Origin of the sequence: Phreatobacter stygius, from assembly GCF_005144885.1 — a bacterium.
Classification (GTDB): Bacteria; Pseudomonadota; Alphaproteobacteria; order Rhizobiales; family Phreatobacteraceae; genus Phreatobacter; species Phreatobacter stygius.
The window spans coordinates 3194353-3213006 of the sequence record NZ_CP039690.1 but is presented as its reverse complement, the minus strand read 5'-3'; the positions used below and the strand labels follow the sequence as shown (position 1 = coordinate 3213006).

General features: G+C 66.2%; 21 protein-coding genes. 6 read left to right on the top strand and 15 right to left on the bottom strand.

The genetic code is table 11. The features are described from left to right. Window positions 1-47: 47 nt before the first annotated feature. The 7 genes from E8M01_RS14995 to mutM all read right to left on the bottom strand — a co-directional run bounded on the left by E8M01_RS14995 (window position 48) and on the right by mutM (window position 5588). The gene (locus E8M01_RS14995; RefSeq protein WP_136960848.1) at window positions 48-521 is read right to left on the bottom strand and encodes an ABZJ_00895 family protein; all 474 of its coding nucleotides are present in this window, start codon (window positions 519-521) and stop codon (window positions 48-50) included. Window positions 522-675: 154 nt separating this feature from the next. After that, on the bottom strand, window positions 676-1326 hold the full coding sequence (yihA, locus tag E8M01_RS14990) for a ribosome biogenesis GTP-binding protein YihA/YsxC (RefSeq protein WP_136960847.1): 651 nt from the start codon (window positions 1324-1326) through the stop codon (window positions 676-678). Between the two features lie 135 nt (window positions 1327-1461). Then, on the bottom strand, window positions 1462-3312 hold the full coding sequence (yidC, locus tag E8M01_RS14985; protein WP_136960846.1) for a membrane protein insertase YidC: 1851 nt from the start codon (window positions 3310-3312) through the stop codon (window positions 1462-1464). A gap of 38 nt (window positions 3313-3350) precedes the next feature. Beyond that, a complete protein-coding gene (gene rnpA, locus E8M01_RS14980) occupies window positions 3351-3704 on the bottom strand; it encodes a ribonuclease P protein component (protein WP_136960845.1) in 354 nt (117 codons plus the stop codon). A 48-nt stretch (window positions 3705-3752) separates the two neighbouring features. Continuing rightward, complete coding sequence (gene rpmH, locus E8M01_RS14975) at window positions 3753-3887, bottom strand: 50S ribosomal protein L34 (protein ID WP_136960844.1); 135 nt, start codon at window positions 3885-3887, stop codon at window positions 3753-3755. 204 nt (window positions 3888-4091) lie between these two features. Next, complete coding sequence (locus E8M01_RS14970) at window positions 4092-4709, bottom strand: glutathione S-transferase family protein (protein ID WP_136960843.1); 618 nt, start codon at window positions 4707-4709, stop codon at window positions 4092-4094. Between the two features lie 9 nt (window positions 4710-4718). Further along, a complete protein-coding gene (mutM, locus tag E8M01_RS14965; protein ID WP_136960842.1) occupies window positions 4719-5588 on the bottom strand; it encodes a bifunctional DNA-formamidopyrimidine glycosylase/DNA-(apurinic or apyrimidinic site) lyase in 870 nt (289 codons plus the stop codon). Between the two features lie 116 nt (window positions 5589-5704). Here mutM and ubiE point away from each other — a divergent pair, with 116 nt between their 5' ends. The 6 genes from ubiE to E8M01_RS14935 all read left to right on the top strand — a co-directional run bounded on the left by ubiE (window position 5705) and on the right by E8M01_RS14935 (window position 11926). Next, complete coding sequence (gene ubiE / locus E8M01_RS14960; protein WP_136960841.1) at window positions 5705-6460, top strand: bifunctional demethylmenaquinone methyltransferase/2-methoxy-6-polyprenyl-1,4-benzoquinol methylase UbiE; 756 nt, start codon at window positions 5705-5707, stop codon at window positions 6458-6460. A 2-nt stretch (window positions 6461-6462) separates the two neighbouring features. After that, on the top strand, window positions 6463-8031 hold the full coding sequence (gene ubiB / locus E8M01_RS14955; RefSeq protein WP_136960840.1) for a 2-polyprenylphenol 6-hydroxylase: 1569 nt from the start codon (window positions 6463-6465) through the stop codon (window positions 8029-8031). Between the two features lie 43 nt (window positions 8032-8074). Then, window positions 8075-9520, top strand: a complete 1446-nt coding sequence (locus E8M01_RS14950; RefSeq protein ID WP_136960839.1) for an AMP nucleosidase — start codon at window positions 8075-8077, stop codon at window positions 9518-9520. 87 nt (window positions 9521-9607) lie between these two features. Next, window positions 9608-10810, top strand: coding sequence for a bifunctional phosphopantothenoylcysteine decarboxylase/phosphopantothenate--cysteine ligase CoaBC (gene coaBC / locus E8M01_RS14945; RefSeq protein WP_136960838.1), 1203 nt, complete (start codon window positions 9608-9610; stop codon window positions 10808-10810). A 117-nt stretch (window positions 10811-10927) separates the two neighbouring features. Continuing rightward, complete coding sequence (gene dut, locus E8M01_RS14940) at window positions 10928-11386, top strand: dUTP diphosphatase (RefSeq protein ID WP_136960837.1); 459 nt, start codon at window positions 10928-10930, stop codon at window positions 11384-11386. A 120-nt stretch (window positions 11387-11506) separates the two neighbouring features. Beyond that, window positions 11507-11926 (top strand): RrF2 family transcriptional regulator, encoded by a 420-nt coding sequence (locus E8M01_RS14935; protein WP_136960836.1) that lies wholly within the window; start codon window positions 11507-11509, stop codon window positions 11924-11926. Window positions 11927-11984: 58 nt separating this feature from the next. Here E8M01_RS14935 and E8M01_RS14930 read toward each other — a convergent pair whose 3' ends face one another. The 8 genes from E8M01_RS14930 to E8M01_RS14895 form a co-directional block, all read right to left on the bottom strand. After that, window positions 11985-13139 (bottom strand): aminotransferase, encoded by a 1155-nt coding sequence (locus tag E8M01_RS14930; RefSeq protein WP_136960835.1) that lies wholly within the window; start codon window positions 13137-13139, stop codon window positions 11985-11987. A gap of 103 nt (window positions 13140-13242) precedes the next feature. Then, entirely contained in the window at window positions 13243-13953 is a 711-nt protein-coding gene (locus tag E8M01_RS14925; protein ID WP_136960834.1) for a class I SAM-dependent methyltransferase, read from the bottom strand. A gap of 10 nt (window positions 13954-13963) precedes the next feature. Continuing rightward, window positions 13964-14503 carry a TIGR00645 family protein gene (locus E8M01_RS14920; RefSeq protein WP_136960833.1) on the bottom strand — a complete coding sequence of 180 codons (540 nt, stop codon included), beginning with the start codon at window positions 14501-14503 and terminating at the stop codon, window positions 13964-13966. Between the two features lie 55 nt (window positions 14504-14558). Next, on the bottom strand, window positions 14559-14879 hold the full coding sequence (locus E8M01_RS14915) for an HPr family phosphocarrier protein (protein ID WP_136960832.1): 321 nt from the start codon (window positions 14877-14879) through the stop codon (window positions 14559-14561). A 65-nt stretch (window positions 14880-14944) separates the two neighbouring features. Continuing rightward, window positions 14945-15346: a PTS sugar transporter subunit IIA gene (locus tag E8M01_RS14910; protein WP_136960831.1), complete on the bottom strand. Its 402-nt coding sequence runs from the start codon at window positions 15344-15346 to the stop codon at window positions 14945-14947. Between the two features lie 135 nt (window positions 15347-15481). Next, window positions 15482-15931 carry an HPr kinase/phosphorylase gene (locus E8M01_RS14905; protein ID WP_136960830.1) on the bottom strand — a complete coding sequence of 150 codons (450 nt, stop codon included), beginning with the start codon at window positions 15929-15931 and terminating at the stop codon, window positions 15482-15484. A gap of 2 nt (window positions 15932-15933) precedes the next feature. Beyond that, the gene (locus E8M01_RS14900; protein ID WP_136960829.1) at window positions 15934-17721 is read right to left on the bottom strand and encodes a sensor histidine kinase; all 1788 of its coding nucleotides are present in this window, start codon (window positions 17719-17721) and stop codon (window positions 15934-15936) included. 25 nt (window positions 17722-17746) lie between these two features. After that, the gene (locus E8M01_RS14895) at window positions 17747-18442 is read right to left on the bottom strand and encodes a response regulator transcription factor (RefSeq protein ID WP_136960828.1); all 696 of its coding nucleotides are present in this window, start codon (window positions 18440-18442) and stop codon (window positions 17747-17749) included. Between the last annotated feature and the right edge of the window lie 212 nt (window positions 18443-18654).

Sequence of the window (18654 nt, the reverse complement as noted above, 5' to 3'; positions counted from 1 at the left end):
CAGGGGTGTTCCGTCGTTGGACGGGCTATCCCGTGCCTGGCATCGGACTATTTTGCCTTGGCAAGGCGCTTCAGCGCACCCCGCCCCATGAAGCCCGCGCTGACATAGGTGATGGCAAAGGCAAGCCCGAAAGCGCCGGCCAGGCCAAGCGCCGCGATGGACAGGTCAAGCCTCGCCCTGCCGAGCCCGAGCATCACCGCAAGATTGCCGAAGCTCAGGAAACCGAAAGTCATATAGGCCTGGATCAGCAGCGCCGTGACATTCACGATCAGAGCAATGCCCGCCGCGCTTGCCGAGAAGCGCAGCTTTTCGCCAGCTGTCATGACCCGGCCGGTCGCCCGCGCAAACACATCAAGCGCCGGAGCAAGAGCAACCACCAGGGTAATGATCCCCATCGAGCTCGGGACTTTGAAGTTCAGCGCCGCGGTGACCGCGTAGACGACCGCGACACACACTATGAAAGCCATCGCGAACCGAACGATGGTGGGGGTCAGGCTGACCGGGCTGGCGGATAGGTTCATTGACCGAGCTCTCTCTCTGGCAAGCCGGGGCTGGGTGTGAGGTCGGCCGGACCGTGTCGATGATCCACCGGGCGGCGAAGGAGCATCCTTCCCGGCGCGGCGGCGAACCGGGATGAGGCACATCGAGGCGAGGCTGTGGTCCGGAGGGCCTCGGCTAGCGCCGGTCCTCGATGACCTGGGCGATCGCGGCGCGCAGTTCCGGAATGCCCTGGCCCTTGCGGCTGGAGGTCGCAATGATCTCCGGGAAGGCGGCGGCCCGCTTCTTGACCGTCTCAAGCGTCGCCGCGATCAGATCGTCGAGCGCGGTCACGGAAATCTGGTCGGCCTTGGTCAGCACGATCTGATAGGACACCGCCGACTTGCCGAGCTCGTCGAGCACCTCGACATCGACCGGCTTCAACCCGTGGCGGGCATCGACCAGGACATAGACGCGGGCGAGATTCTGCCGGCCGCGCAGATAGTCGTGGATCAGCCGCGTCCACTCCTTCACCTTGGCCTCGGGCGCCGCGGCAAAGCCGTAACCCGGCATGTCGACGATGACGAGGTCGGTCGGCGCGCCCTGCTCAGGCGGCACGTGGAAGAAGTTCAGCTCCTGGGTGCGGCCCGGCGTGTTCGAGGTCCGCGCCAGGCTGTTCTGGTTGACCAGCGCGTTGATCAGGCTCGACTTGCCGACATTGGACCGCCCGGCAAAGGCGATCTCGGTGCCGTTCATCGGCGGCAGATGTTGCATGTTGGGCGTGCCGCGCCAGAAATCCCAGGGCCTGGCAAACAGCTTGCGGCCGGTTTCGATCAGCTTGTCGCTCACGTGCCGTCTCCCATGCGCCGCTGCCGGCTGGCAATGGAGCCCGGCCGGCCGGGCCGCCGCGGGCTTGCAGAAATGGAAAAGGCTCCCGCGGCGATCCTAGCCGTCGCGGGAGCCTGATGAAAAGCAGTCAACGTGTCAGGTCGGGGGTTTCTTGGTCGCGCCGAACATCGACTTCAGATTGTCCCAGAGTTCCAGCTTGACGCCGTAACGACGCATGATCACCGCCTGCTGCAGCACCGAGAGCGTGTTGTTCCAGGCCCAATAGATCACCAGGCCGGCCGGGAACGAGGCCAGCATGAAGGTGAACATGATCGGCATCCACTTGAAGAAGGTCGCCTGGATCGGATCGGTCGGGGCCGGGTTCATCTGCATCTGGACCCACATGGTGACACCCATGATGAGCGGCCAGACGCCGATCAGCAGGAAGGCCGGCACCGTGAAGGGGATGAGGCCGAACAGGTTGAACATCGAGGTCGGGTCCGGCGCGGACAGGTCGTGGATCCAGCCGAAGAACGGCGCGTGCCGCATCTCGATGGTGATGAACAGCACCTTGTAGAGCGCGAAGAACACCGGGATCTGGATGATGATCGGCCAGCAGCCGGCGAGCGGATTGATCTTCTCGCGCTTGTAGAGCGCCATCAGCTCCTGCTGCTGCTTCATCTTGTCATCCGCGAAACGGTCGCGGATTTCCATCATTTCCGGCTGCACCTTCTTCATCATGGTGATGGAGGCGTAGCTCTTGTTGGCCAGCGGGAAGAACAGGCCCTTGACCAGCAGCGTGACCAGCAGGATGGCGATGCCGAAATTGCCGGTCTTGAGGAAGATCCAGTCCATCACCGTGAACAGCGGCTTGGTGATGAAATAGAACCAGCCCCAGTCGATCAGCCGGTCGAAGCGGTCGACATTCAGGCTGCTGGAATAACCGTCGACAACGGCCACTTCCTTGGCGCCGGCGAACAGGCGCGTGGTCGCCTCCGCCCGGCCGCCGGCCGCAACCGTCAGCGCCGGTTGCAGGTAGTCGGTCTGATAGCTCTTCAGCCCGCTCGCCTGGAAGAACTTGAAGCTCGAATCGAGCTCGGTGGTCTGGTCCGGGATCAGCGCGGCAGCCCAATATTTGTCGGTCATACCAAGCCAGCCGCCGCGCGACTTGAACGCCTGGGTGCGGGCGGTCTCGATCGCCGAATAGCCGACTTCCTGCAGGCCCTTGTCGCCGAACACGCCGATCAGGCCTTCGTGCAGGATGTAATAGCCCGAGGTCTGCGGCGTGCCGTGGCGCGAGATCAGGCCGTAGGGATGCAAGGTCGCCGGCGTCTGGCCGGCATTGACCACGCTGTCGCGCACGGTGACCATATAGGTCGGGTCGATCTCGTAGGTCCGGTTGAAGGTCAGCCCCTGGCCATTGTCCCAGGTGAGCGTCACCGGCGTCGAGGGCGTCAGCTTGCCACTGCCGACCTGGGTCCAGCGGGTCTGGGCGTTCGGCACGGCGATGGTCTGGCCGGCGCCGGCGACGAAGCCGAATTCGGCATAGAACGGCTGGCGGTGATTGGTCGGATCGATCGGCGAGCCCTGGGGCGCGAACAGGATGACATTGGCGCTGTTCTTCTCGACCGTCTCGCGATAGGTCGCGAGCACCAGATCGTCGACGCGCGCGCCGACCAGATTGATCGAACCGGTCAGCCGCGGCGTCTCGATGGCAATGCGCGGGGTCGCCGCGATGACCTGTTCGCGCGACTGGGTGACGACGGCGGCCGGCGCCACCGCGCCGGGCGCCGCCGGAGCGGTCGCGCCGCCGGGGACCGGCACGGCTCCAGGAGCGGGCGTGGTGCCGGGCGCCGGCTGGGTCGCGGTCGGCTGCTGGGCCTGCTGCTGGCGCTGGGCCTCACGCTGGCGCTCCATCTGGGGCATGCCAATGAAATATTGCCAGCCGACCAGCACGAGGATGGAGAGCACGATCGCGAGAATGTAGTTGCGGTTGTTGTCAGCCATCGGTCCGTGCGGGTGCGGTCGTGGAAAGATCGGGGTGATCAGCGCGCCTTGGGCGCGGCCGAGCGCCGAAGCGCTTCGGTCAGATCGGTGAGGAGCGTGTCGAAGGGGCGATCGAGGGCGGCGCGGGTGAGCACCAGCACATAATCGGAACCGGGCCGGGCGGCCTCGCGCGCACCGAGCCGCACGGCCTCCTTGAGGCGGCGGCGCATGCGGTTGCGCTCGACGGCGCCGCCGGTCTTCTTGGTCACCGTGAAGCCGAAACGCGGAGCCGCGGCGTCGCCGCGCTGGCGTTCCTGCAAGACGAAGGCCGCCGTTGCGACACGGCGGCCTTTGGAACAGGCAATGAAATCGGCGCGACGAACGAGGCGGCTGGGTGGTGTCAAACCGATCATCGTCGTCCTCCCGTCAGGCGGACCGGCCGAAAAATCGGCCGCGACGGGTCACGCCGACAAGCGCTTGCGGCCACGCGCGCGGCGCGCCGACAAAATCCGCTGGCCGCCCTTGGTAGCCATGCGGGCGCGGAAGCCATGCCGGCGCTTGCGCACGAGCTTGGAGGGTTGGTAGGTGCGTTTCACGGGACATCTCCGCGCGGGTCTTGATCAAAACGATCGGATGGGGTTCGGGGTGGCTCGCCAGCGGCGGTCCGTAAACGAACCACGCCCCGGGCGCGGGCCGCTCCCAAGTCGGCCGGGTTATAGGCAGGACGCCACGGAAAAGTCAACGCGCGAAGCACGGCACCATTGCCGCAGCCTTTCCGGAGCCCCGAACCGGCGCCGGCGTCAGGTCAGCGGAATGTCCGCCACATGCCGGCGAAACGCCGGCCGTTGCAGCATCAAGGCATACCAGCGGTCGAGATGGACAAGCTTCGGCGCGTCCGGGATCAGGCCATAATAACGGAAGGCCATGACGCCGAGCGGGATATCGGCAACCGAAAAGGTATGACCGACGACATGGCTGTGACGGCCAAGCTCGGCGTCGAGGATGGTCATGGCGGCAATCGATCTGGCCGTGCCGTCCTGGATGGCGGCGTGGTCGCGCTGGTCGGGCGCGGTCCGCACCAGGCCCCAGAAGACCGGCGTGAGTGCGGTCATGGCTTCGGTCTGCTGCCAGTCCATCCACATGTCGACACGCGCCTTGTCGGCCAGCGCCGCCGGCATCAGCCGGCCGTGCTTGCGCGCCAGATGCCGGCACACCGCGTTCGATTCCCACAAGACGACGCCTTCGTCCTCGACCGTCGGCACCCGGCCGTTCGGATTCCTGGCGCGGTAGTGGGGCTCGTTGACCACACCGAACTGGCGGCCGGCGTCAATCCGTTCATGGGCAAGGCCGAGTTCGCCGACGCACCACATGACCTTCTGCACGTTGGCCGAATTGTCGCGGCCCCAGATCTTCAGCATGGCATTTTCCTAGCGCTGACAGGTCGGGCAGTAGAACGTCGATCTGTTCGACTGCACGATGCGGCGAACAATGTTCCCGCAACCCGGCTTCAGGCAAGCTTCTCCCTCGCGGTCATAGATCTGGAAGCGATGCTGGAAATAGCCGAGCTCGCCCGATGGCTGGGCATGGTCGCGCAGTGTCGAGCCGCCAGCCTCGAGCGCTTCGGCGATGACGTCGTGGATGACCGGCACCAGGCGCTCGAGACGGACGCTCGGCGCGCCGGCCTTGGTCACCAGGGTTCCGGCCTTGCGCGTCGGCGACAGGCCGGAACGGAACAGGGCTTCGCAGACATAGATATTGCCGAGGCCGGCGATGATCGACTGGTCGAGCAGGGCTGCCTTCAGCGGCGCCTGCTTGTCCTTGAACTGACCGGCGAGATAGTCGGCGGACAGGCTGTTGCCGGTCGGCTCGACGCCCAGATGGGCAAAGAGCGGGTGTTCGGGGAGCTTCGCCCGGTCGGCCAGCAGCATGAAACCGAAGCGGCGCGGGTCGTTATAGGTGACCATCGCGCCCGAACTCATGTGAAACACCACATGGTCGTGCGCCGCATCGCGCGAGCGCGCGTGATGGAAGTCGCCGGCGACCTGCTGTTCGATACGGAACGAGCCGGACATGCCGAGATGCATGATCATCACCTCGCCGCCATCGAGATCGGCCAGCAAATATTTGGCACGCCGGCCGAGGCTCTCGATGCGCCGGCCGGTCAGCCGGTCGCGGAAGTTCTCGGGGAAAGGAAAGCGCAGATCCTTCCGGCGCACCTCGGCGCGGCTGATCGTCGCCCCCTCCATCACCGGGGCAAGGCCGCGGCGGACGGTTTCGACTTCAGGCAATTCAGGCATGGACTGTTCGCAGCCTCGTTTCGCCGCATCGGGCGGGCGTCAACCCTGCGACCCACTCGTCATAGCGTCGGCCGGAGCGTTCCGCTATGGTCCCGCCGCACTCACGAGGCTTCGCAATGTCCGCCGCCACCCATGACACCGATTTTGGTTTCCGCCGCGTCGATCTCGACGCCAAGCAGGGCCTGGTCGACGATGTGTTCCACAAGGTGGCCGGCCGCTACGACCTGATGAACGACCTGATGTCGGCCGGCCTGCACCGCGTCTGGAAGGACGTGATGGTAACGCGGCTGGGTATTTCCAGGACCCGGCCCTTCGCCCATCTGGATGTCGCCGGCGGCACCGGTGACGTCGCCTTCAAAGTGGTCGATGCGGGCGCGGCGGCCCAGGCCACCGTCTGCGACATCAACGGCGAGATGCTGAAGGTCGGCCGGGAGCGCGCCGACAAGCGCGGGCTCGCGGCCCGTGTCGAATTCGTCCAGGGCAATGCCGAGGCGCTGCCGTTTCCGTCAGGCTCGTTCGACGGCTACACGATCGCTTTCGGCATCCGCAACGTGCCGCGCATCCAGCTGGCGCTCGACGAGGCCTATCGCGTGCTGAAGCCCGGCGGCCGGCTGCAGGTGCTGGAATTCTCGCCCGAGGTCGTTCCAGGCCTCGACCGCGTCTATGACTTCTATTCGTTCAGCGTCATTCCGCCGCTCGGCAGGCTGGTGACCGGCGATGCCGAACCCTACCAGTACCTGGTCGAATCGATCCGCAAGTTCCCGCGTCCCGAGGCCTTCGCCGAGATGATCCGCAAGGCCGGCTTCGGCCGTGTCGAGGTCACGGCGATGACCGGCGGCATTGTCTGCCTGCATGGCGGCTGGAAGGTCTGATCTTGCTCGGCGGACTTGTTCATATCCTGCGGCTCGGCCGCGCCGGTTTCGTCTTTGCCCGCGAAGGCGTGTTCGGTCTGGTCGACCTGGAAACCATGCCCCGGCCGGCCCGGCTCGGCCTGAGGCTGGCGCGCCTGATCGAGCGACGGCGCTCCCGCACACGCTCCGACAAGCTGACCGCGGCACTGACCCGGCTCGGACCGACCTATGTCAAGCTCGGCCAGTTCTTGTCGACCCGGCCCGACGTGGTCGGCCCGGCGATCGCCAGCGACCTGGAGGCCCTGCAGGACCAGGTGCCGCCATTCGACCAGGCGGACGCCGAGCGGATCGTCAGCGAAACGCTGGGCCAGCCGGTCTCGGAGCTGTTCTCGAGCTTCGGTCCGGCCATTGCGGCGGCCTCCGTCGCGCAGGTCCACAAGGCGCGCACCCGCGACAACGGCATCGAACGCGACGTCGCGGTCAAGGTGCTGCGGCCCGGCGTCGCCGACCGGTTCCGCGCCGACCTCTCCGATTATTATTTCGCCGCCCGCTTCGCCGAACGCTTCGCACCCGACAGCCGCCGGCTCAGGCCGATCGGCATCGTCGATACGCTCGCCCGGTCCATGGCGATCGAGCTCGACATGCGGCTGGAAGCGGCCGCGGCCTCGGAAATGGCCGACCGGACCAAGGGCGATCCGGCCTTTCGCGTGCCCGAGGTCGACTGGAACCGCACCGGCAAGCTGGTGCTGACGACTGAATGGATCGACGGCATCCGGCTCGGCGACCGCGACGCGCTGGCCAAGGCCGGCATCGATCCGGAGGCGCTCGGCCGGACCGTGATCCAGAGCTTCCTGCGCCATGCGCTGCGCGACGGCTTTTTCCATGCCGACATGCACCAGGGCAACCTGTTCGCCGACGAGAGGGGCAATCTCGTCGCGGTCGATTTCGGCATCATGGGCCGGATCGGACCGAAGGAGCGCCGCTTTCTGGCCGAGATCCTGCTCGGCTTCATCACCAAGGCCTATCGCCGCGTCGCGGAGGTGCATTTCGAGGCCGGCTATGTGCCCGGGCACCATTCGATCGACGAATTCGCCCAGGCGATCCGGGCGATCGGCGAGCCGATCCATTCGCGCACCGCCGACCAGATCTCCATGGCGAAGCTCTTGTCGCTGCTGTTCGAGGTGACGGCGATCTTCGAGATGACCACCCGCACCGAGCTGATCCTCTTGCAGAAGACCATGGTGGTGGTGGAAGGTGTCGCGCGCTCGCTCGACCCGAAACTCGACATGTGGTCGACCGCCGAGCCGGTGGTGCGCGAGTGGATCAGCCGCAATCTCGGGCCGGTCGGGCGATTGCAGGATGTCGGCGAAGGCGCGCTGACGCTCGGCAAGATCGTCGGCGACGTGCCGATCTTGCTCGCGCGCGCAGCCATGCTGTCGGAGCGGGTCGACGAGCTGACCCGCGACGGTTTCGTGCTGTCGCCGCAATCGTTGAAGGGCATCGGCGAGGCGGAAGCCCGGCGCAACCGCTGGAGCACGGTGGCGCTGTGGCTGATCGCGGCCCTGCTGGCCGCCAATCTGTTGCTCGGCTGAAGCGCCACCTTCCGGCGGCCCCGAGCTGCGACTATGTTCAGTCATGGCTCAATTGCTCACCCCCGATACCGCCGTCGACCTCCTGGAGCAGCTTTATGCCGAGGCGACCGGTGCCTTGCGCGCGGCACTCGCGCGGTTCCTCGACGGCGGCCCGCCGCCCTCGACGGAAGAGCGCACCCGCTTCGTCTATCCCGAACTCGCGGTCACCTATGCCCCCGACCGGGCGGCGCCGCGCAACCGTCGCGCCTATGGCAAGTTCGCCCATCCCGGCCTCTACACCACGACGGTGACCCATCCCGGCGAGTTCCGCCGCTACCTGCTCGACCAATTGCGCCCGCTGGTGTCGGAATATGGCGCGGTCATCGAGGTCCGGCCGAGCACCCAGGAAATCCCCTACCCCTATGTGCTCGACGGCGGCAACGAGTTCTCCGCCGGCAACGCGACGCCCGGCGACCTCGCCCGTTTCTTCCCGGTGCCGCTGCTGGCGCTGGTCGGCGACGAAATCGCCGACGGCACCTATGAGGGATCGGCGGTCAGCGGCCGGCCGCTGTCGCTGTTCGACGCGGTCCGGGTCGACTATTCGCTCCGCCGCATCGTCCATTACACCGGCACCGACTGGCGGTCCGTGCAGCCCTGGATCCTGCTGACCAATTATCACCGCTATGTCGACCAGTTCGTCGCCTGGTCGGTCGAGGAGATCGTCCAGGGCCGCGCCGTCAGGCTGATCGCGCCGGGCGGACTCAGCGTCGACCAGAGCAATCTCGACGGCGCGGTGGAGCGCATCGCGGCCTCGGCCTGGCACCGCTTCCAGATGCCGGCCTATCATCTGGAGCGCACCGGCACGCCGGGCGTGACCCTGGTCAATATTGGCGTCGGTCCGTCCAACGCCAAGAACATGACCGACCATCTGGCGGTGCTGAGGCCGCATTGCTGGCTGATGGTCGGCCATTGCGGCGGCCTGCGCCAGGCCCAGGAGATCGGCGACTATGTGCTGGCCCATGCCTATCTCCGGCGCGACCGCATTCTCGATGGGCTGGTGCCGCCGGAAATCCCGATACCCGCGCTGGCCGAGATCCAGACCGCCTTGCAGGAAGCCTGCGCGGCGGTGACCGGGGCCAGCGGCGACACGCTGAAACACCGGCTGCGCACCGGCACGGTGGTGACCAATGACGACCGGAACTGGGAGCTGCGCTACACCCAGGAAAAGCGGCTGATCAACCTGTCGCGCGCCATTGCGGTCGACATGGAAAGCGGCACGATCGCTGCCCAGGGCTACCGGCTGCGGGTGCCTTACGGCACGCTGCTCTGCGTTTCCGACAAGCCGCTGCACGGCGAGATCAAGCTGCCCGGCGCCGCCAATGCCTTCTATGCCAATGCGGTGGCGCAGCATCTGCTGGTCGGGCTCGATGCCATCGAGCGGCTGAAGCGCACCGGCGGCGCGATCCACTCGCGCAAGCTCAGGAGTTTCGACGAACCGCCGTTCCGCTGACTGTTCCGCCATAGCTCAAAGGCGACCTTGATCGGTTCAAACAACCGGTTAGGGTCGCGCTCCCCTCGCGACCGGGCTCATCTCACCATGCTCCAGTCCAAGCGTATCCTTCTGATCATCGGCGGCGGCATCGCCGCCTACAAGTCGCTGGAACTGATCCGCCGCTTGCAGGATCGCGGCGCCAGCGTCCACTGCATCCTGACCAGGGCGGGCGCCGAGTTCGTCACGCCACTGTCGGTCGGCTCGCTCAGCGGCGGCAAGGTCCACCAGGAGCTGTTCTCGCTGACCGACGAGGCCGAAATGGGCCATATCGAGCTGTCGCGCGACGCCGACCTGATGGTGGTCGCGCCGGCGACCGCCGATCTCATGGCCAAGATGGCCCAGGGCCTCGCCAACGACCTCGCCTCGACGGCGCTGCTGGCGACCGACAAGCGGGTGCTGCTGGCACCGGCCATGAATGTGCGCATGTGGCTGCATCCGGCGACCCAGCGCAATCTCGCCATCCTGAAGGGCGACGGTGTCGAAACGGTCGGGCCGAATGACGGGGGCATGGCCTGCGGCGAGTTCGGCCCCGGCCGCATGGCCGAGCCGCATGAGATCATCGCGGCGATCGAGCGGATGATGCAGGACCCGGCGGTCAGCCGGCCGCTGGTCGGCAAGCGTGTGGTGGTGACCTCGGGGCCGACGCGCGAAGCCATCGACCCGGTGCGCTACCTGTCCAACAACTCCTCCGGCAAGCAGGGCCATGCCATCGCCAAGGCGGCGGCCGAGGCTGGCGCCGAGGTGGTGCTGGTCACCGGTCCGGTCAACCTGCCGGACCCGGTGGGCGTCACCGTGGTGCATGTCGAAAGCGCCCGCGACATGCTGACGGCGGTCGAGCAAGCGCTGCCGGCCACCATCGCGATCTTCGCCGCGGCGGTCGCCGACTGGCGTGTCGCCGACGTCGCCGGCGCCAAGCTGAAGAAAGGTCCGGCCGGCCCGCCGAGCCTCGCCTTCGTCGAAAACCCGGACATTCTGGCGACCGTCGCCAAGCACCCGAGCAAGCGGCCACAGCTGGTCGTCGGTTTCGCCGCCGAGACCGAGGCGGTCATCGACAATGCCCGGGCCAAGCTCGCCCGCAAGGGCTCGGACCTGATCGTCGCCAATGACGTCGGCGTCGCGACCGGAACCTTCGGCGGCGATGCCAATACCGTCCATATCGTCTCGGCCGATGGCGTCGAGACCTGGGCCAGGCAGTCCAAGGACGATGTCGCCCGCGCGCTCATCGCCCTCGTCGCCAAGAGGCTTTGAAAAAGGCTTTGAAAGAGGCTTTGAACCCGATCTTGACCGGAGCCTCGCGCCGCCTGCCGGCCGAAGCTCCCGGCAAGACCACCCTAACGACAATCTAGACGCGAAAACCGAGACATCATGACCATGCCGCTTTCGATCCCGGTGCAACGGCTCGCCCATGGCGAGGGATTGCCCTTGCCCGCCGCCCAGACCAGCGGCAGCGCCGGCATGGATCTGGTCGCAGCCTTGCCCGATGCAGAGCCCGTCACGCTCGCGCCACGCGCCCGGGCCGCCGTTCCGACCGGGCTGACCCTGGCCATTCCGGAAGGTTTCGAAGGCCAGGTGCGGCCCCGCTCGGGCCTGGCGCTCAAGCACGGCATTACGGTTGCCAATGCTCCCGGCACGATCGACGCGGATTATCGCGGCGAGGTGAAGGTCATCCTGATCAATCTCGGCGAGGAGCCTGTGACAATCCGCCGCGGCGAGCGCATCGCCCAGCTGGTCATCGCGCCGGTGACCCGTGCGACGCTGATTCCAGCTGATACATTGGATAAAACATCTCGCGGTTCCGGCGGTTTTGGTTCGACCGGGCGTTAAAGCACGACCCCTGCGTTGCAATCACAGGTCGTATGCAAAACTTGCCTATTCTGAGTCGGGCAACATGTGCTCACCTTACGCTAAGGGAAATCGACGTTAGCCCTCGACGCTGAGGTTTGCATGTCCGTCCTGTCCCGCCGCGGTCGCTTAGCCATAGCGGCCGTCGTCGATATCGCGATCTACGGCCGCCAGGCGCCCGTGGCCGCGAAAGCTTTGGCGCAGCGGCATGCCTTGCCGCCCCGCCATCTGGAGCCCCTGCTGCAGGGCCTCGTCCGCGCCGGCATCCTGAAAGGGTTGCGCGGGCCACGCGGCGGCTACGATATTGCCCGCGACCGTCGCAAGATCAGTTGCGGCGAGATCGCGCGCGCCGTCGCCACGGCCAGCGAGGACGAGCCCGAAGAGATCGCGCTGCTGGTCACCACCGTGGTCGAGCCGGCGATCGCCGAGGCCGAACGCCGGTTCTTCGCCGAGCTCGACAGGATTTCGATCGCCGAGCTGTGCGCCACTGTCGAGGCGCAGCCGTCGCTGGCAGTGGCCTGAGCCGGGCCGGATCGCCTGCCGGGATTTTGCCGGCAGGTCGCTGGTCGGCCGCCAGGGTTCAGGCGGCGCGCGAGAACACCTGGGCAAGCCGCTCCAGGGCGCCGTTCAGGGTCTCGTTCTTCTTGGCGAAGCAGAAGCGCACCACCGAGGTGACCGGCGTCTGTGCATAAAAGGCCGACACCGGGATCGCCGCGACGCCATGCTCGGTGACCAGCTTGCGGCAGAAGGCGACGTCGTCGGTAATGCCGGCGGGCGCGAGATCGATATTGATGAAATAGGTCGCCGCGCTCGGCAGGACCTCGAAACCGGCGCCGGCAAGCCCGGCCGCGAACAGGTCGCGGGCCCGCTCCAGGTCGGCGCGCATGCCGATGAAATAGTCGTCGTCCTTGGCCAGCCCATAGGCCACCGCAGCCTGAAGGTTCGGCGGCGTGGTGAAGGTGAGGAACTGGTGAGCCTTGGCCAGCACTTTCAGAAGGGCCGGCGCGGCCGCCACGAAGCCGACCTTCCAGCCGGTCAACGAGAAGATCTTGCCGGCCGAGCCAATCTTCACCGCGCGCTCGCGCAGGCTGTCGACGGCCAGCACCGAGACGTGCCTGGCGCCGTCGAAGATCACATGCTCCCAGACCTCGTCGGAGACGACGGTTGCGCCGAAACGTTCGCAGAAGCGGCCGAGCAGCTCCAGGTCCTCGCGCGGGAAGACCGAGGCCGAGGGATTGAGCGGATTGTTGAACAGCACGACCTTGGTCCTGGCCGAGAAGACCGCGGCGAGATCGGCTTCGTCGAAACGCCAGTGCGGCGGCTTGAGCGTGACGAAGCGCGGCACGCCGCCGGCCCGGCGCACCAGCGGCAGATAGGCGTCGTACATCGGCTGGAACAGCACGACCTCGTCGCCCGGCTCGATCAGCGCGAACAGCGCGCCGGCGATCGCTTCCGTCGCGCCCGAGGTGATCATCACCTCCTGGTCGGGATCGAGCTTCAGCCCCTGGAAGCGGGCATAGTGGGTGGAGACCGCCTGGCGCAGCTCCGGCAGGCCCATCATCGGCGGATATTGGTTCCAGCCCGAGACGACGGCCTCGGCGGCTTTCTGGCGCACGTCGGCCGGCCCCGGATCGTCGGGAAAACCCTGGCCGAGATTGATCGCGCCGGTCTCACGGGCGAGCTGCGACATGACCTCGAAAACGGTGGTGGGGATATCGGCGAAAATCGGGTTCATGAGAGCACCGGAACCAAGATCGTTCGTTTGGACGAACGGGGTGATCGGTATGCAGAAAGGCCGAAAAAGAGTCAATTCACCGGCATGGCCGGAAATTCGACGCTTAGGACGGCCGCGCGACGAAGGTCATGCGGTGCGGCGTCAGGCCGAGATTGACCTGATAACGCTCCGCCGCAAAACCGTGCTCGGCGAACAGGCCGAGCATGTCGGCCTGCGAATAGGTCGACAGGCCCAGCTCGCTGCGGATCTTGCGATAAGGCGAGATGGCGGTGGCGGCGAGGCCGGCGATTGCCGCGAACAGGAAGCCGTGAGCGGCGGCGTTGCGCAACAGCGAGCCGACATCGGCAACGATGCCGGTATCGGGCGAAATGACGTCGGCGATGACCAGCCGGCCCGATGGCTTCAGCTTGGCCCTGAACCGGTCGAGCAGGGCGCCGAGATCGGCGCGCGTCAGATATTGGATGAGCGAACTGACCATGATGAGATCGGCCGCGTGATCGGCCAGCACGCTGTCGAGCTCTTCCGGCAGCACGCTTGCAATGACATCCGGCAGGCCACCGAAATGGTCTCTCAGCCGGGCAACCACCGAAGGCGCGCCGTCGCACAGGACCAGGCGCCCGCAGGCCTGGGCGATCCGACCGGCCTCCAGCGCTTCGCCGCAGGCATAATCGAGCACCACCGCATCCGGCCCGGCGCCGGTTTCGGCGAGATGGCGGAGAATACCGTCGGCGATCGCCTTGTAGTGGACGGCCTTGTGCGTCGCGTTCACGTAGATCGCGTGTTCGCCGTCCCAGAAAGAGCGCCAATCGGTCATCGCGGCCTCGTCAATGCGAGGGACCCGTCAATCTGTCCGACAGCGCAAGGAACACGCCCGAGGTGACGAAGACCACATGGATGAGCAGCAGCCAGGTCACGTCGCGGTCCGTCATGGCGCCGATATTCATGAAGGCCTTGAGCAGATGGATCGCCGAAATGGCGACGATCGAGGCCAGAAGTTTGAGCTTCAGCCCCGAAAAATCGATCATGCCCATCCATTCCGGCCGATCGTCCTCGTGCACGTGGTGCATTTTGGAGATGAAGTTCTCATAACCGGAGAACACCACCATGATCACCAGATTGCCGGCCAGCGACAGGTCGACGAGCGTCAGGATGCCCAGAATGACATCGGACTCCTTGGCGGTCGGGATATGCATGACCAGATGCGCCAATTCGCGCAGGAAGGTGATCACCAGAAGCGCCAGGCCAATGATCAGGCCAATATAGAACGGCGCCATCAGCCAGCGGCCGGCGAACAGGAATTTCTCGATGCCACGCGCGCCGATCGATGGGGCGACGCGGGTCGGGGCGGGCGGCGTTTCGCTCATCCAGGTTTTTCGCACGGGCCTTCCGGCCGGGCAAGGGCGCGCGGCCTGAACGCTGCTATTCGCCTTCGCCGAACCGGTCGGCGACCAGGACGGCAATGGCGTCGATGGCTTCCGAGGCCTCACGGCCGGTCGCCCTGACGGTGATCGAGGTGCCAATGCCGGCGGCCAGCATCATCAGGCCCATGATCGAGGTGCCGTCGACGGTCTCGCCGCAGCGGGAAACGCTCACCGCGGCATCGAACCGGTCGGCGCAGGCGACAAATTTGGCCGAGGCGCGGGCATGCAGGCCGCGCTTGTTGAGAATCGGCACCTCACGGACGATCTCGCCCTCGGCGGCCGGCGCATCCGGCGGACAGTCGGTCTCGTTATCCGCCATCGGAAATCCCCTGCTCCTCCGTCGGCGCCTGCAGACGCTCTCGCCTTGTCGTCCACCCGCATCGCTCAATGACCCGCAAGCACGCGGCTGGCGATGTTGATATATTTGCGGCCCGCCTCCTGGGCGTGCAGCACGGCTTCCTGCAGCGGCTTCTCGCCGCGCACGGTGGCCAGCTTGACCAGCATCGGCAGATTGATGCCGGCGATCACTTCGACCGCACGGCCGTTCATGACGGAAATGGCCAGGTTGGACGGTGTGCCGCCGAACATGTCGGTCAGCACGGCCACACCGTCGCCGGTATCGACGTGATCGACGGCCGCGATGATGTCGCGACGACGCTGATCCATGTCGTCATTCGGCCCTATGGCCACCGTTTCGACCTGGCGCTGTGGTCCCACCACATGTTCCATGGCGGCGCGGAACTCGATGGCGAGTTGACCATGCGTGACGATGACGAGACCGATCATCCGGCACTCCGCGCGCCAAAACTTGCGCGCAATATCACGAAAGAGGCGGATATGATCACCATGTTACCGGCAAGCGCAAGGCCCACCGTTGCGAACGATTGCAGATTGGTGCGCCGCAGCAACACTGGCCTCATGTCATCGCCTCCCTTGCAATAGCGAGAGCACAAGCGGCAGCGGATCGCAACCCGGGGCCACGGGAAGCCGCGACACTATGACGCCTTCGACGACGGTCTGCAGCGCCAGGGGGTCCGGCATGCGGGCCGCATCGCCGGCATCGAGATCGACGACCAGACCGACCACCGCCATGGCCTCGTAGGCACAGGCCATCACGCCCCGGCCGCGCTCTTCGACCAGGCCCGCGATCGGCTGAGGTGCGCTGACCAGCAGCCGGCCGTGAGCCGCTTCGAGGCGGACCCGGTCGTCGGCGACAAGCCTGGCGAAAGCCAGCCCGCCGGAGCGCCCCGCGTCGATCAGGCCGAGCACCAGGCGCGACTTGCCGGCGCCCGAAGCGCCGCGGATCAGCACGGCCTTGGCGCCAACCAGGACGGCGCTTGCGTGAACCGTGCGGCCGGCGCTTTCTGGCATCGTCAGACCGCCGGCAGGCGCACGACGAAGCGGGCACCGAGGCTGGTCGGTTCGCCCTCGTCGTCATCGGGACCGGGCCGGTTCTCGGCCCAGATGCGACCGCCGTGGGCCTCGATGATCTGCCGGGAAATGGACAGGCCGAGGCCGGAATTCTGGCCATAATCCTGGTGCGGGCGATCGGTGTAGAAGCGCTCGAAGATGCGCTGCAGCGCATCGGGACGAATGCCCGGGCCGTCATCCTCGACGGTGATCTCGACGGCGCCCTTCAGCTTGCGGGCGGTGACCCTGACCTCGCCGCCGGCAGTCGAGAACGAGCGGGCATTGTCGACCAGATTGGTGACGACCTGGCTGATCCGGCTGTCATGGCCCGGCACGACGAAATCTTGCGGCCGGCCACCCTCGAAACTCAGGGAAACCTTGACGCCGTCGGCACGCTTGACCTCGTTGGCGATGGTGACAAGCGTGCTGAGCAGCTTGGCGACATCGACCTTGGTGGCCTCCTGGCGTTGCAGCTCGGCATCCAGCCGGCTGGCATCGGAAATGTCGGTGATCAGCCGGTCCAGCCGCCTGACGTCGTGCTGGATCACCTCGAGCAGGCGCGATCGCGAGGTGTCCGACTTGGCGAGCGGCAAGGTCTCGACCGCCGAGCGCAGGGAGGTCAGCGGGTTCTTGAGTTCATGGGCGACATCGGCGGCGAAGCTCTCGATCGAGGCGATGCGCGCATAAAGCGCGTCGGTCATGTCGCGCAGCGACCGCGACAAATGGCCGATCTCGTCGCGGCGGTGGCTGAAATCGGGGATTTCCTCGCGCGAGCGATGGTGGCGGCGCACCTTCTCGGCGCCGTCGGCAAGCTTGCGGACCGGGCCGGCAATGGTTCGCGCCATCAGGATCGACAGCACCACCATGACGAAGGCGGCGACCAGGAAGACGCGCAGCACCTGGAACCGCTCGGCGTCGATCACCGCGTCGATCTCGCCGCCCTGGGTGTTGAGCAGCAGCACGCCGAGCACGCCGCGGAAACGCTGGACCGGGATCGCTACGGAAACGATCACCTCGCCGCGGTCATTGACCCTGACCATGCTGCCCTTCTGGCCGCTCAGCGCCTGGGCAACCTCCGGATAGATCTTGCCGTTGCGAAAGCCGACATCGCGATAGATCGGGAAATCGCCGCCGCCGCGCAGGAAGCGGCGGACCTCGTTCCACCATTTCTCATAAAATGGCGGCTTCTGGCCGATCGGCGGCAGGTCGAAGGTCGAGATATCACCGCGGCCATAGAGGTTGCGGCTGTCGAGAATGAGATTGCCTTCGCGGTCATAGATGCGCGCCTGGGTCTCGGTTGGCCCGGTCAGGCGGCGCAGCACCGGGGCGACACGCTCGGGATTGATCGGGAATTCCAGGAGCGCGCTCGGATCGTCGACCGAGGCGCCGGAGCCGCCGAGCTGCATCTCGAACAGCTTGTCGGGATCGATCGGAATGACCGAGCCGTCGACCGCGGCGGATGCGGCAATGGCGCCGGCGATGATCTCGCCCTGCACCAGCAGGCTCTGCGCCCGCGACTCGATCAGGCCGGCGCGAAACTGCGACAGCCAGAGAATGCCGGAGACCAAGGCCACCAGCCCCGCCAGATTGAGCAGCACGATGCGGCGGGTGAGGCTGGAGAACGACCGGTTCAGCACCGCGCGCATGCCGCGCGCGAGCACATGGACGAGCCGGGTCCAGGGCCGCCCGGACCGCATGTTCAAGGCCACGGGCGAGCCTTCAAGAGCAGTTTGCGGCGTCCGATCGAGCATGAGCGTTGCAGCGAGGCGGTCCGCCTCACTCCTTGAAGCGGTAGCCGACGCCGTAAAGCGTCTCGATCATCTCGAAGTCGTCATCGACCACCTTGAACTTCTTGCGCAGGCGCTTGATGTGGCTGTCGATGGTGCGGTCGTCGACATAGACCTGATCGTCGTAAGCCGCATCCATCAGTGCGTTGCGGCTCTTCACAACGCCGGGACGCGTGGCCAGGGCCTGCAGGATCAGGAACTCGGTGACGGTGAGCGTCACCTGATGGCCGTCCCAGGTGCAGGTATGGCGCTCCGGATCCATGCGCAGCTTGCCGCGCTCCAGCACCTTGGCGTCGGTCTTGGCTTCGGCGGCCGGATCCTTGGCCTGGGCACGACGCAGCACCGCCTTGACGCGCTCGACCAGCAGGCGCTGCGAGAACGGCTTCCGGATGAAATCGTCGGCGCCCATCTTCAGGCCGAACAGTTCGTCGATCTCCTCATCCTTGGAGGTGAGGAAGATCACCGGCATGTCGGTCTTCTGGCGCAGGCGGCGCAACAGCTCCATGCCGTCCATGCGCGGCATCTTGATGTCGAGGATGGCGAGGTCCGGCGGCGACTGCTTGAATCCGTCGAGCGCGGAAGCCCCGTCATTGTAGGTCACGATCCGATAACCTTCGGCTTCGAGCGCGATCGCGACCGAGGTCAGAATGTTCCGGTCGTCGTCGACGAGTGCGATGGTCGGCATTGTTCAACCTTGAATGGGGGCAAAGACCTGCCGTTCGAACGGGTTAAGCGTGGCGGAAATAGGACTCGCCTAGGATAATGCCATGGCAGAGCGATGTCATGGGTCGATTCGAGACCGATTCAGGCTCAAATCCGCTGCGGAAGGGTGCGCCTTGATGCCCTCGCCGTCAAAGCAAAAGGCCGGGGCGAGCCCCGGCCTTGCGATCTCGACCT